The sequence below is a fragment of the Pseudomonas thivervalensis genome (assembly GCF_001269655.1).
Classification (GTDB): domain Bacteria; phylum Pseudomonadota; class Gammaproteobacteria; order Pseudomonadales; family Pseudomonadaceae; genus Aquipseudomonas; species Aquipseudomonas thivervalensis.
In genome coordinates this window covers 227,725-240,085 of sequence record NZ_LHVE01000001.1, presented here as the reverse complement: position 1 = coordinate 240,085, position 12,361 = coordinate 227,725, and the positions used below count along the sequence as shown (strand labels likewise).

Sequence of the window (12,361 nt, the reverse complement as noted above, 5' to 3'; positions counted from 1 at the left end):
CGCCCATCCTATTAAGGAGTTCGTTCGACATGCTGCATTTGTCCCGCCTTACCTCGCTGGCCCTGACGATCGCCCTCGTGATCGGTGCGCCCCTGGCTTTCGCCGCCGAACCGGCCCCGTCGGCACCCGCCGCCACCGCCGCGACCACCAAGGCCCCGCTGCCACTGGACGAACTGCGCACCTTTGCCGAGGTCATGGACCGGATCAAGGCCGCCTACGTCGAACCCGTGGATGACAAGATGCTGTTGGAGAACGCCATCAAAGGCATGCTCAGCAACCTTGACCCGCACTCGGCCTACTTGGGTCCAGAGGATTTTGCCGAGCTGCAGGAAAGCACCAGCGGCGAGTTCGGCGGCCTGGGCATCGAAGTCGGCAGCGAAGACGGTTTCGTCAAGGTGGTCTCGCCAATCGACGACACGCCCGCTTCCAAGGCTGGCATCCAGGCCGGTGACTTCATCGTCAAGATCAACGGCCAGCCGACCCGCGGCCAGAGCATGACCGAAGCCGTGGACAAGATGCGCGGCAAGATCGGCCAGAAAATCACCCTGACCCTGGTACGCGACGGTGGCACGCCGTTCGACGTGACCCTCACCCGGGCGGTCATCCAGGTCAAGAGCGTGAAGAGCCAGTTGCTGGAATCGGGCTACGGCTACATCCGCATCACCCAGTTCCAGGTCAAGACCGGCGAAGAAGTCGCCAAGGCCCTGGCCAAGCTGCGCAAGGACAACGGCAAGAAACTCAACGGCCTGGTCCTGGACCTGCGCAACAACCCCGGCGGCGTGTTGCAATCGGCGGTGGAAGTGGTGGATCACTTCATCACCAAGGGCCTGATCGTCTACACCAAGGGGCGAATCGCCAATTCCGAGCTGCGCTTCTCAGCCACCGGCAACGACCTGAGCGAAGCCGTGCCATTGGTGGTGCTGATCAACGGCGGCAGCGCTTCGGCCTCGGAAATCGTCGCCGGCGCCCTGCAAGACCAGAAGCGTGGCGTGGTCATGGGCACCACCAGTTTCGGCAAGGGCTCGGTGCAGACCGTGTTGCCACTGAACAACGAGCGTGCCCTGAAGATCACCACCGCGTTGTACTTCACGCCCAACGGCCGCTCCATCCAGGCCCAGGGCATCGTTCCGGACATCGAGGTGCGCAAGGCCAAGATCACCAGCGAGCAGGACAGCGAGTACTTCAAGGAAGCCGACCTGCAAGGTCACCTGGGCAATGGCAACGGCGGCGCCGACAAACCGACCGGTTCCGGCGCCAAGGCCAAGCCAATGCCGCAGGATGACGATTATCAGTTGGCCCAGGCCTTGAGCTTGCTCAAAGGGTTGAACATCACGTCCGGCCGCTGAGATGGGCCTGCGCTTTACCTTCGTCCTGCTGTGCCTGCTGGCGGGGTCCGTTGACGCGGCCTCCGCCACACCCTCCTCGCCGCACAAGGCGTACCTGAGCCTGATCATCGACGACCTGGGGCAAAACCTGCCTCGGGATCGCCGGGTCCTGGCCCTTCCCGGTCCGGTCACCGCCGCGATCATGCCTGACACCCCGCACGCCGCTGAAGTCGCCCGCGAGGCCCATCGCGCCGGCAAGCTGGTCATGCTGCATATGCCCATGGACCCCGCTACCGGCCCGTTCGCCTGGCATCCGGAACTGCCCATCGAAGAATTGGGCAAACGCCTGGACGCCGCGTTCGCCGCCGTGCCCTACACCAGCGGGATCAACAACCACATGGGCAGCCGCATGACCGCCCAGCCCCAGGCCATGGCGTGGCTGATGGCGAACTTGCAGCAGCGCCACAAGTTTTTCGTCGACAGCCGCACCAGCGCCCAGACCGTCGCCGCCGCCGAAGCGCAGAAGATCGGCCTCGCCAGTGTGTCGCGGGATGTGTTCCTGGACGACGAGCGCACCGAAGCCGCCATCGCCCAGCAACTCCAGACCGCCATCGACCTGGCCCGCCGGCAAGGCTCGGCCGTGATGATCGGTCATCCCTACCCGCAGACCCTGGCCGTGCTCGAACGCGAGCTACCCAAGCTCAAGGCACAGGGCATCGAATGGATCGACATCAAGTCGATGATCAGCCTGCGCAGCAATCGGGCGATGGTCGGGCATGGGAAAGATGGGGTTTATCGGTAGCGGCGGCACAGTCCTGCGCAGCGCTCAGAGATACCGCGCCATGATCGCGTCCACTTCACCTTCCTTGCGCAATTCATCCAGGGCTTTTTGCAGTCGGACAACCACGTCGTCAGGCACGTCCTTGTTCAAGGCCAGGTAAAGCTCGGCACTGTTGAAGCGCAGCACGGTCTTGAGATCGTTCACCCCGTCCTGACGCGCCAGGTACCGCCCGGCCGGGTCGCCAGTGGCCCACAGATCGATCTGGCCGTTGACCAGTTTTTTGGCGTTGTCCTGATCGCGCAGCACGACAATCGGTTTCAGCCCCTGCTTGGCCAATGTCTCGGCAATCGCGTCGCCTTTGTAGGCACCGATCTTGTATTGGCGCGCCTGCTCCAACGAGTCGAGGGCGATCTTGCTGTCGGCCTTGGCGAGCATGATCCAGTCGTCCGGACCGATGGGGCCGACCCATTTGAACAACTTTTCACGCTCCGGCAACCGCGCCATGACGAACACACCGTAGCCGGGATTTTCCAAGGCGAGTTTGTAGATCCGCTCCCAGGGGAAACGCAGCGTCAAGCTGTAGGAGATATCGGCGCGCTTGAACATTTCGCGGACGATGTCCACGGCAATGCCTTGGATGTTTTCGTCCTGGGCGAAGTTCTTGCCGTTCTTGGCCATGTTGTACGGGGGGAAGTTTTCCGTCAGCAGCACCAGCGATGTATCAGCGGCACGGACGGTGCCGGCGAACAGTAACGTGGCACCGGCAAAGGCAAGAACAAGGCGTTTGAGCATGTCGGGCACCCGCAATCCATGGTGTGCCCAAGAGTGCCTTGGGCCCGCCATGGTGTCCAGCGGTCAGCGAATGCAGATACCACGATGCGCCATGTAGGCCTTGGCTTCCGGCACGGTGTATTCGCCAAAGTGGAAAATGCTCGCCGCCAGCACCGCACTGGCATGGCCTTCGAGGATGCCGTCGGCCAGATGCTGCAAATTACCCACGCCGCCGGACGCGATCACCGGAATGCCCAGGGCATCGCTGATGGCGCGGGTGACACCCAGATCGAAGCCGTTTTTCATGCCGTCCTGGTCCATGCTGGTCAGCAGGATTTCACCAGCGCCCAGGCCTTCCATTTTCTTCGCCCACTCGACGGCATCCAGGCCCGTAGGCTTGCGTCCGCCGTGGGTGAAGATTTCCCAGCGCGGGGTTTCGCCCGGGCCGGAAACCTTCTTCGCGTCGATGGCCACGACGATGCACTGCGAGCCGAAGTGCTGGGCCGCTTCACCGACGAATTCCGGATTGAACACCGCCGCAGTGTTGATCGACACCTTGTCCGCCCCGGCATTGAGCAGGTTGCGGATGTCCTGCACGGTGCGCACGCCGCCGCCCACGGTCAGCGGGATGAACACCTGGCTGGCCATGCGCTCGACGGTGTGCAGCGTGGTATCGCGGCCATCGACGCTGGCCGTGATGTCGAGGAAGGTAATCTCGTCCGCACCCTGCTCGTCGTAGCGACGGGCGATTTCCACCGGGTCGCCGGCATCACGGATGTTCTCGAACTTGACGCCCTTGACCACGCGGCCATTGTCCACGTCCAGGCAAGGGATGATGCGTTTGGCCAGCGCCATGGTCAGTCCTCAGCCTGTGTATGAATCGCAGAAAGCTTGCGCTTCAGCGACATCGAGGGTGCCTTCGTAGATCGCACGGCCGGTGATTGCGCCGATGATGCCCGGCGCCTTGGCGTCGAGCAGCGACTTGATATCACCCAGATTATGGATGCCACCGGAGGCGATCACCGGGATCTTGGTGGCAGCGGCCAGTGCAGCGGTGAATGGCACGTTGCAGCCCTGCATCATGCCGTCTTTGGCGATGTCGGTATAAACAATCGAGGACACGCCGTCGGCTTCGAACTGCTTGGCCAGATCGATGACCTGCACGGTGCTGATTTCAGCCCAGCCATCGGTGGCGACGAAGCCGTCTTTGGCATCCAGGCCGACGATGATTTTTCCAGGGAACGCGCGACAGGCTTCGGCAACGAAAGTCGGGTCTTTCACCGCCTTGGTACCGATGATCACGTAGCTCACGCCAGCCTTGACGTAGTGCTCGATGGTTTCCAGCGAACGAATGCCACCGCCGATCTGGATCGGCAGGTTCGGGTAGCGCTTGGCAATGGCCGTGACCACTTCGCCATTGACCGGCTGCCCTTCGAAGGCGCCGTTCAGGTCGACCAGATGCAGGCGACGGCAGCCGCCCTCCACCCACTTGGCGGCCATGCTCACCGGGTCATCGGAAAACACCGTGGAGTCTTCCATGCGGCCCTGACGCAGACGTACGCAAGCGCCGTCCTTGAGATCGATAGCGGGGATAATCAGCATCTGGCAAACCTTCAAATACGAATATTCAGCTTGGCTCGAAAATCAGTTTTTCTCGAGCGCCCACAAGTCGCTTTCAATGCTTTCGAACCTTTCTTTAAGGTGCGTCTGCACATCGAAAATCGCCCTGTTGTAATAGTGCGGAGCAATTTCGCGGGTAAACAGGTCAAGAATTTCCGCCGCTTCGAACGAACCCAGGTCCAGCTCGAAACGCTCCTCCATGAACCGCTGGATCTTGCGGTTCGCTTCACTCTCCTGCTCGGGCGTGAGCGTGAGGATCGGCGGTTTCTTGCGGGCCATTACCAGCGCCCGTCCCATGCCGCGAAGTTCTGCAACAGTTGCAAGCCATGGGTATGGCTCTTCTCCGGGTGGAACTGCACGGCGAAGCGCGAACCATCGGCCAGGGCCGCGGCGAAATCGACGCCATAGTGACCGCTGCCCACCACCTGCCGCGCATTGCCGGCGGCGATGTAGTAGCTGTGCACGAAGTAGAAGCGCGCCAGGTCCGGAATGTTGTGCCACAGCGGGTGATCCACCGTCTGCTTCACTTCGTTCCAGCCCATGTGCGGGACTTTCAAGTGCTCGCCGTCTTCATGCAGGCCCTTGCCAAAGAACTTCACTTGGCCGGGAAACAGCGAAATGCAATCGACGCCATCGTTCTCTTCACTGCGATCGAGCAAGGCTTGCATGCCCACGCAGATGCCAAGGAACGGCCGGTCCTGGCTGACTTCGTGCACCAGCTTGTCGAAGCCCAGGCGCCGAATCTCGGCCATGCAATCGCGAATCGCACCAACGCCGGGGAATACCACCCGGTCGGCTTCGCGAATCACGTCGGCATCGCTGGTGATCAGTACCTTGCCGGCGCCCACATGCTCGAGGGCCTTGGCCACCGAGTGCAGGTTACCCATGCCGTAGTCGATAACCGCGACCGTCTGCATTACAGGACGCCCTTGGTGGAAGGCATCTGGCCGGCCATGCGGTCATCGAGCTCGACGGCCATGCGCAGCGCGCGGCCGAAAGCCTTGAACACGGTTTCGATCTGGTGGTGGGTGTTGTGCCCGCGCAGGTTGTCGATGTGCAGGGTCACGTTGGCGTGGTTGACGAAGCCCTGGAAGAATTCCTGGAACAGGTCGACGTCGAAGCCGCCGACGGTGGCACGGGTGTACGGCACATGCATCTGCAGGCCAGGGCGGCCGGAGAAGTCGATGACCACCCGCGACAGCGCTTCATCGAGCGGCACGTAGGCATGGCCGTAGCGACGGATGCCCTTCTTGTCGCCGATGGCTTTGGTGAAGGCCTGCCCCAGGGTGATACCGACGTCTTCCACCGTGTGGTGGTCGTCGATATGCAGGTCGCCCTTGCTGACGATGTCCAGGTCGATCAGCCCGTGACGGGCGATCTGGTCCAGCATGTGCTCAAGAAAAGGCACACCGATATCAAACCGGGCCTTTCCGGTGCCATCCAGGTTGATCGAGGCTTTGATCTGGGTTTCCAGAGTGTCGCGCTCGACAGACGCCTTACGTTCGGCCATCACCAGCTCCGCAAAATCATTGGGCGAAAAAGGCAGCCATTATAGGGGCGCGAGCGGCAAACAGAAACAAAAGAGGTGACATCACTGACGGGCTGAATCCCGGGCTGTCGGTGATAGACATGTGCATACAAGTCTGTGCCATCACCCAAAACGACTGTGGGAGCGAGCTTGCTCGCGATGAGGACGTGTCAGCCGACAGAGTGTCTGCTGACCCACCGCTATCGCGAGCAAGCTCGCTCCCACATTTAGCGTTGCCCTTACCTTGATGGCCAGGGCAACAGTCTTAGCGGAACAACACCGCCGTCTTCTGCAGGGTCACCCACACACCCCACGCCAACGGAATGCCCACCACCAGCCAGGCGGCGATCGCCAGGGGCTTGGTGCCCGGTGCGGCTTTCCATTCCAGCGAAGTGGTGCTGTCGGCACCCTTGTCATGGCCCAGCGCCTGTTCGGCGGCCAGTTCGGCGTCGGTCATGAAGTATTTGTCAGCGACCGGGCGGACCATCAGGTTGCACAGGAAACCCAGCACCAGCAGGCCGGCGAGGATGTACAAGGTGATGTCATAGGCCGCGGCACGTTCAACGCCGATGCTCAGTTGATATTCACGCAGGTAGTTCACCAGTACCGGACCCAGCACACCTGCCGCAGCCCAGGCGGTCAGCAGGCGACCGTGGATTGCACCGACCATTTGCGTACCGAACAGGTCCGCCAGGTAGGCCGGCACGGTGGCGAAACCGCCGCCGTACATCGACAGGATGATGCAGAACGCCGCCACGAACAGCGCGACGCTGCCCAGGTGACCGAGGTTCGGAATCAGCGCGTACAGGGCAAAGCCCAGGGCGAAGAACACGAAATAGGTGTTCTTGCGACCCAGGTAATCCGAGAAGGAGGCCCAGAAGAACCGGCCGCCGATGTTGAACAGGCTCAACAGACCGGTGAAGCCGGCCGCGATGGCCGCGATCTGGCCCAGTTGCACGGCGTCCAACTGACCGAACGGCAGGTCATTGCCCAGCAGCTTGCCGCCGAACACTTCCTGCAACAGTGGCGAAGCCATGCCGAGGATGCCGATACCCGCGGATACGTTCAGGCACAGCACCAGCCACACCAGACGGAACTGCGGGGTCTTCCAGGCGACGTTCACGTGAACGTGGCGATGGGTGATCATCGCGTTCGCGGCTTTCTTCGGTGCCGGGGTCCAGCCTTCAGGCTTCCAGCCGGTTGGCGGCACGCGGTAGGACAAGGCGCCACCGATCATGAACACGAAGTAGATCGCGGCCATGACCAGGAAGCTCTGCCAGACGCCCACGCCCGTCGGCGAAGCGAAATGGTTCATCAGCGCAGCGGCCAGTGGAGCACCGACCATCGCACCACCGCCGAAGCCCATGATCGCCATGCCGGTCGCCATGCCACGCTTGTCCGGGAACCACTTGATCAGGGTCGACACCGGGGATATGTAGCCCAGGCCCAGGCCGATACCACCGATCACCCCGGAACCGACCCACATCAGCCAGATCTGGTGGGTATAGATACCCAACGCGGAAATCAGCAGGCCACCGCACCAGCACAAGGCCGATACAACGCCGGCCTTGCGTGGCCCGGCGTGTTCCAGCCAGCCGCCCCAGATGGCTGCCGAGCAACCCAGGAAGATGAAGAACAGGGTGTAGATCCAGCCGAGCATCGAGATCGGCCAGTCACATTGGGACGAAAAGACTTGCGAGATGAAGCTCATATCCGGTGCACAGGCCACAGGCTTGGTGATACCCAAGGCTTTGGACAGTGGCAACCAGAACACCGAGAAGCCATAGGCCATGCCGATGCACAGGTGAATGGCCAGTGCGGCCGGTGGAACCAGCCACCGGTTGAAACCCGGCTTGGCGATGATACGTTCCTTGGAGAGGAACGCTGGCTGGTCGGCGATGCCGCCCGCCGTGATGCTCGTGCTCATTGTGTATCCCCCAGTTATTGGAATGGTCCGTCAGCCACGCGTCACCCTCAGCCTTCATTGCACGCAGGCATGGCTGTATTTTCTGGTGAAGCTCCATAGTGTGCGACATCAAGTCGCAGAAGGACGGACGAACGGGCAAAGGTTACCATTTGCTCGCGGCAGAAAAACCAAAGTGATATCACCTTTTTCGTGCCATCTGTCTTATCGCACGCTTGCTCGCTTTCTATAGGGGGCTAACGATTTATTTTTTTCAGGAATTTTCATGCCCATCGTTGTCGAGCTCATTTCTGACGCCAACTGCCAGGACCAACAGGACTTGCAGAAAATCTACCGGGATGCCCCGGCCTGGCTGTTCAAACCCTTTGGCGATGCCACGCAACTGATTGCGGAAGGTCTTGAGGACGGCTGGTTGATCGCGGCCCGTTTCAACGACCGCCTGCTCGGCGCTGCGCGCTTGCAACGGCACCAGAACGCTTGGCGCTTGTCTCACCTGTGCGTACGAAACGTTACCCGCCGCCGTGGCGTGGCTGAGCGGCTGGTGAGCGAAGCCCGGCGAATGGCTGTGCTAAACGGTGCCGAGCTGCACCTGGTGGCACCGGCCGGGCACCTGCAAGCCCAGGCGCTGGCGGCCAAGTTGGGACTGACGGCGCCGATCCAGGATTAGTAACTACGGTGGGAGCGAGCGGGCTCGCGATGGCGGTCGCACATTCAGCACTTTCATTGACTGCCACGCCGCTATCGCGAGCCAGCTCGCTCTCACATGGATTTGCGGCACCCAACGCACCACACCATCCACAGCGTTATACTCCCGGCTAAATTTTGAACTCAACCTACAAGGATTCGCCCATGAAAGCGTTCGGCAAAATCCTGGGTCTGGTACTTCTCGGGCTGTTGCTGATCATTGTGGCCCTGGGCTTTGCCCTGACCCACCTGTTCGATCCCAACGACTACAAAGAAGAGATCCGCCAGATAGCCCGCGACAAGGCCCACATCGAGCTGACCCTCAATGGCGATATCGGCTGGAGCCTGTTCCCATGGCTGGGCCTGGAGTTGCACGACGCCAGCGTCGCGACCTTGGCCAATCCAACCCAACCTTTCGCCGACCTGCAGATGCTCGGCCTTTCGGTCCGGGTGATCCCGCTGCTGCGCCGGGAAGTGCAGATGAGCGATGTGCGCGTCGAGGGCCTGAACCTGCGGCTCAACCGTGACAAGAACGGTCACGGCAACTGGGAGGACATCGGCAAGGCGCCAGCTTCCGCGACGACAGCGAACACCCCGGCACCGGCCGAACAACCGGCCCCTCCGGCCAGCACCCCGGCGGAAAAACCCGCCCAGCCGACCCGCCTGGACATCGACAGCCTGACCGTGAATAACGCCCGGGTCGAATACACCGACGAGCAGACTGGCAAGCTGTACACCGCCGAGAGCATCCAACTGAGCACCGGCCCGGTCCACGACTCCACCAACATCCCGGTCACCTTGACCGCCTTCCTGTCCAGCAACCAGCCGGCCGTGCGCGTACGCACCGAAGTGACCGGCGAACTGCGCTTCGAGCGCGCCCTGCAGCGCTACAAGTTCGAAGACCTGAAACTGTCCGGCGAAGCCACGGGCGACCCGTTGCAGGGCAAGACCGTGAATTTCGCCGCCCAGGGGCAACTGTTCCTGGACAAGGCGGCCAACGTCGCCGAATGGACCGGCATCAAGCTGTCGCTCAACCAGTTGCGCGCGCTCGGTGAGCTGAAGGTCAACGACCTCGACAAGACCCCGCAATTGAATGGCGGGATATCGATCGCCCAGTTCGACCTGGCGAAATTCGTCGACAGTGTCGGCCAGAAACTCCCGGCCATGGCGGAGGGCAGCCTGAGCAAGGTCGAGCTGGCCAGCCGCATTGCCGGCACGCCGACCAGCGTCGCACTCAACGACATCAATCTGAAGCTCGACGACAGCAACTTCACCGGTCGCATCGCCGTGGAAGACTTTGCCAAGCAGGCCCTGCGCGTGCAGCTCAAGGCCGACACGTTCAACGTCGACCGCTACCTGCCGCCAAAGTCCGCCGAAGCCGACAGCTCCAAGGCAGCTCGCGAGGCCGAAGTCAGCGACACTGAAGCCAGCGCCATGGCCGGTGCCGGCAGTACACCGCTGCCAAGCGCCCCGACCCAGGGTGCCTGGAGTAACGATCGACTGTTTCCGGTGGAACGTCTGAGCAAGTTGGACCTCGATGCCGACCTGACCTTCGGGCAACTGACCCTCGACAAACTGCCGATCCAGAACGCCGCGCTCAAGGCCACCGGCCTGGGTGGCCTGCTGACCCTGGAGAACCTGCGGGGCGACCTGTACAGCGGCAACTTCGAAACCAAAGGCACCCTGGATGTACATCAGCCTACGCCTCAGTTGAGCCTGCAAACCCGTATCAACCGGGTCCCGGCCGAGAAGATCATCGAAAGCCAGGGCAAGAATCCCCCGGTCAAAGGCCTGGTCACGCTCAACAGCGCAATCACCGCCAGCGGCAATAGCCAGAAGGCCCTGATCGACAGCCTCAACGGCAACGCCGGGTTCGTCATCAACGATGGCGTGCTGCTCAATGCCAACCTCGAACAGCAATTGTGCAAAGGCATCGCTACCCTCAATCGCAAGTCCCTAAGTGGCGAACCCCGTGGTAAGGACACGCCATTCCAGCAACTCAACGGCAATCTCACCTTCAACAATGGCGTTGCCCACAACCCGGACCTGAAAGTCCGCATCCCCGGCATGAGCGTCAACGGCAACGGCGATATCGACCTGCGGGTGCTGGGCATGGATTACCGCGTCGGCGTCATCGTCGAAGGCGACAAGAGCGACATGCCCGACCCGGCCTGCCAGGTCAACGAACGCTACGTCGACGTCGAATGGCCACTGCGCTGCCGCGGCCCACTGGAGCTGGGGGCGAAAGCCTGCCGCCTGGACAACGACGGGCTCGGCAAGGTCGCGGCGAAATTGGCCGGCGACCGTCTTGGCGACAAGATCGATGAGAAACTCGGCGACAAGGTCAGCCCCGAACTCAAAGATGCGCTCAAGGGACTGTTCAAGCGATGAGAGCCGAGCAGTTTTCCACCGCCGTACTGGACTGGTTCGACCGCCACGGGCGCCACGATTTGCCTTGGCAACAAGCGATCTCGCCCTATCGGGTGTGGGTCTCGGAAATCATGTTGCAGCAGACCCAGGTCAGTACCGTGCTCAATTACTTCGACCGGTTCATGGCCTCGCTGCCCACCGTTCAAGCCCTGGCCGCCGCGCCGGAGGACGAAGTGCTGCACCTGTGGACCGGGCTGGGTTATTACACCCGCGCGCGCAACTTGCAGAAAACCGCGAAAATCGTCGTCGAACAGTACGGCGGCGAATTTCCCCGGGACGTGGAAAAACTCACCGAGCTGCCGGGGATCGGCCTGTCCACCGCTGGCGCCATCGCCAGCATCAGCATGGGCCTGCGGGCACCGATCCTCGATGGCAACGTCAAGCGGGTGCTGGCGCGTTTCACCGCGCAGGAGGGCTACCCGGGCGAACCCAAGGTGGCGAAACAGCTCTGGGCCACCGCCGAGCGTTTCACGCCACAGGATCGCGTCAACGCCTACACCCAGGCGATGATGGACCTGGGCGCCACGCTCTGCACCCGCAGCAAGCCCAGTTGTCTGCTCTGCCCGCTGAAGCAAGGCTGCGAGGCCCACATGCTGGGCCTGGAAACCCGCTACCCGATCCCAAAGCCGCGCAAGGAAGTGCCGAAGAAGCGCACCTTGATGCCGATGCTGGCCAACCACGAGGGCGCGATCCTGCTTTACCGTCGCCCGTCCACCGGGTTGTGGGGCGGGCTGTGGAGCCTGCCGGAACTTGACGACCTCGACGACCTGCAGCACCTGGCCCTGCAACACTCGCTGGAATTGGGCAGCCAACACGAGATGCCAGGCCTGGTGCACACCTTCAGCCACTTCCAGTTGGCGATCGAACCCTGGCTGGTCCGGGTCCGGGAAACCGGCCATCACGTGGCCGAGGCCGACTGGCTCTGGTATAACCTCGCCACCCCGCCGCGCCTGGGCCTTGCCGCCCCGGTCAAAACCTTGCTCGAACGCGCGGCCGCCGTAATGAACGCAGGAGAGTTGCAATGACCCGCACCATCATGTGCCGCAAGTACAAAGAAGAACTGGAAGGCCTGGAACGTGCTCCGTTCCCGGGCGCCAAAGGCCAGGACATCTACGACAACGTCTCGGCCAAGGCCTGGGCCGACTGGCAGAAACACCAGACCCTGCTGATCAACGAAAAGCGCCTGAACATGATGAACGCCGAAGATCGCAAATACCTCCAGGACGAGATGGACAAGTACTTTTCCGGCGAAGATTACGCCAAGGCCGAAGGCTACGTGCCGCCGTCCGAATAAGCTG

Annotated in this window: 13 protein-coding genes; 6 read left to right on the top strand and 7 right to left on the bottom strand. The window is 62.0% G+C overall.

All coding sequences use genetic code 11. The features are described from left to right. Positions 1 to 29 precede the first annotated feature (29 nt). On the top strand, positions 30 to 1,346 hold the full coding sequence (locus AD659_RS01010; protein WP_053117516.1) for a S41 family peptidase: 1,317 nt from the start codon (positions 30 to 32) through the stop codon (positions 1,344 to 1,346). Between the two features lies 1 nt (position 1,347). Further along, positions 1,348 to 2,127, top strand: coding sequence for a divergent polysaccharide deacetylase family protein (locus tag AD659_RS01005; RefSeq protein WP_053117513.1), 780 nt, complete (start codon positions 1,348 to 1,350; stop codon positions 2,125 to 2,127). 24 nt (positions 2,128 to 2,151) lie between these two features. On the opposite strand, the gene AD659_RS01000 is transcribed toward AD659_RS01005, so the two are convergent. From AD659_RS01000 to AD659_RS00970, 7 genes are all read right to left on the bottom strand, one after another. After that, on the bottom strand, positions 2,152 to 2,898 hold the full coding sequence (locus AD659_RS01000; RefSeq protein ID WP_053117510.1) for a substrate-binding periplasmic protein: 747 nt from the start codon (positions 2,896 to 2,898) through the stop codon (positions 2,152 to 2,154). Positions 2,899 to 2,961: 63 nt separating this feature from the next. Beyond that, positions 2,962 to 3,732 (bottom strand): imidazole glycerol phosphate synthase subunit HisF, encoded by a 771-nt coding sequence (gene hisF, locus AD659_RS00995; RefSeq protein WP_003196830.1) that lies wholly within the window; start codon positions 3,730 to 3,732, stop codon positions 2,962 to 2,964. A 9-nt stretch (positions 3,733 to 3,741) separates the two neighbouring features. Next, entirely contained in the window at positions 3,742 to 4,479 is a 738-nt protein-coding gene (hisA, locus tag AD659_RS00990; RefSeq protein WP_053117507.1) for a 1-(5-phosphoribosyl)-5-[(5-phosphoribosylamino)methylideneamino]imidazole-4-carboxamide isomerase, read from the bottom strand. Positions 4,480 to 4,521: 42 nt separating this feature from the next. Further along, positions 4,522 to 4,776, bottom strand: coding sequence for a DUF2164 domain-containing protein (locus AD659_RS00985; RefSeq protein WP_003186749.1), 255 nt, complete (start codon positions 4,774 to 4,776; stop codon positions 4,522 to 4,524). Then, positions 4,776 to 5,414, bottom strand: coding sequence for an imidazole glycerol phosphate synthase subunit HisH (hisH, locus tag AD659_RS00980; protein ID WP_024619262.1), 639 nt, complete (start codon positions 5,412 to 5,414; stop codon positions 4,776 to 4,778). Before hisH ends, AD659_RS00985 begins: the two co-directional genes overlap by 1 nt. Then, on the bottom strand, positions 5,414 to 6,007 hold the full coding sequence (gene hisB / locus AD659_RS00975; protein ID WP_003186751.1) for an imidazoleglycerol-phosphate dehydratase HisB: 594 nt from the start codon (positions 6,005 to 6,007) through the stop codon (positions 5,414 to 5,416). Before hisB ends, hisH begins: the two co-directional genes overlap by 1 nt. A 283-nt stretch (positions 6,008 to 6,290) precedes the next feature. Continuing rightward, on the bottom strand, positions 6,291 to 7,952 hold the full coding sequence (locus tag AD659_RS00970; protein WP_053117505.1) for an OFA family MFS transporter: 1,662 nt from the start codon (positions 7,950 to 7,952) through the stop codon (positions 6,291 to 6,293). 262 nt (positions 7,953 to 8,214) lie between these two features. Here AD659_RS00970 and AD659_RS00965 point away from each other — a divergent pair, with 262 nt between their 5' ends. From AD659_RS00965 to AD659_RS00950, 4 genes are all read left to right on the top strand, one after another. Beyond that, positions 8,215 to 8,616: an acetyl-CoA sensor PanZ family protein gene (locus tag AD659_RS00965; protein ID WP_053117502.1), complete on the top strand. Its 402-nt coding sequence runs from the start codon at positions 8,215 to 8,217 to the stop codon at positions 8,614 to 8,616. Positions 8,617 to 8,798: 182 nt separating this feature from the next. After that, complete coding sequence (locus tag AD659_RS00960) at positions 8,799 to 11,024, top strand: AsmA family protein (RefSeq protein WP_053117499.1); 2,226 nt, start codon at positions 8,799 to 8,801, stop codon at positions 11,022 to 11,024. Further along, positions 11,021 to 12,088: an A/G-specific adenine glycosylase gene (gene mutY, locus AD659_RS00955; RefSeq protein ID WP_053117495.1), complete on the top strand. Its 1,068-nt coding sequence runs from the start codon at positions 11,021 to 11,023 to the stop codon at positions 12,086 to 12,088. Before AD659_RS00960 ends, mutY begins: the two co-directional genes overlap by 4 nt. Beyond that, a complete protein-coding gene (locus AD659_RS00950) occupies positions 12,085 to 12,357 on the top strand; it encodes an oxidative damage protection protein (protein WP_053117491.1) in 273 nt (90 codons plus the stop codon). The genes mutY and AD659_RS00950 overlap by 4 nt, the downstream gene beginning before the upstream one ends. The last annotated feature ends 4 nt before the right edge of the window (positions 12,358 to 12,361 follow it).

What these genes read in the sequence shown, in the direction of transcription:
- AD659_RS00950 (WP_053117491.1), top strand. Translation starts at nt 12,085, where the DNA reads ATGACCCGCACCATCATGTGCCGCAAGTACAAAGAAGAACTGGAAGGC.
- AD659_RS01000 (WP_053117510.1), bottom strand. Translation starts at nt 2,898, where the DNA reads ATGCTCAAACGCCTTGTTCTTGCCTTTGCCGGTGCCACGTTACTGTTC.
- AD659_RS01010 (WP_053117516.1), top strand. Translation starts at nt 30, where the DNA reads ATGCTGCATTTGTCCCGCCTTACCTCGCTGGCCCTGACGATCGCCCTC.
- hisB (WP_003186751.1), bottom strand. Translation starts at nt 6,007, where the DNA reads ATGGCCGAACGTAAGGCGTCTGTCGAGCGCGACACTCTGGAAACCCAG.
- hisF (WP_003196830.1), bottom strand. Translation starts at nt 3,732, where the DNA reads ATGGCGCTGGCCAAACGCATCATCCCTTGCCTGGACGTGGACAATGGC.
- AD659_RS00985 (WP_003186749.1), bottom strand. Translation starts at nt 4,776, where the DNA reads ATGGCCCGCAAGAAACCGCCGATCCTCACGCTCACGCCCGAGCAGGAG.
- hisA (WP_053117507.1), bottom strand. Translation starts at nt 4,479, where the DNA reads ATGCTGATTATCCCCGCTATCGATCTCAAGGACGGCGCTTGCGTACGT.
- AD659_RS00965 (WP_053117502.1), top strand. Translation starts at nt 8,215, where the DNA reads ATGCCCATCGTTGTCGAGCTCATTTCTGACGCCAACTGCCAGGACCAA.
- AD659_RS01005 (WP_053117513.1), top strand. Translation starts at nt 1,348, where the DNA reads ATGGGCCTGCGCTTTACCTTCGTCCTGCTGTGCCTGCTGGCGGGGTCC.
- mutY (WP_053117495.1), top strand. Translation starts at nt 11,021, where the DNA reads ATGAGAGCCGAGCAGTTTTCCACCGCCGTACTGGACTGGTTCGACCGC.
- hisH (WP_024619262.1), bottom strand. Translation starts at nt 5,414, where the DNA reads ATGCAGACGGTCGCGGTTATCGACTACGGCATGGGTAACCTGCACTCG.
- AD659_RS00960 (WP_053117499.1), top strand. Translation starts at nt 8,799, where the DNA reads ATGAAAGCGTTCGGCAAAATCCTGGGTCTGGTACTTCTCGGGCTGTTG.
- AD659_RS00970 (WP_053117505.1), bottom strand. Translation starts at nt 7,952, where the DNA reads ATGAGCACGAGCATCACGGCGGGCGGCATCGCCGACCAGCCAGCGTTC.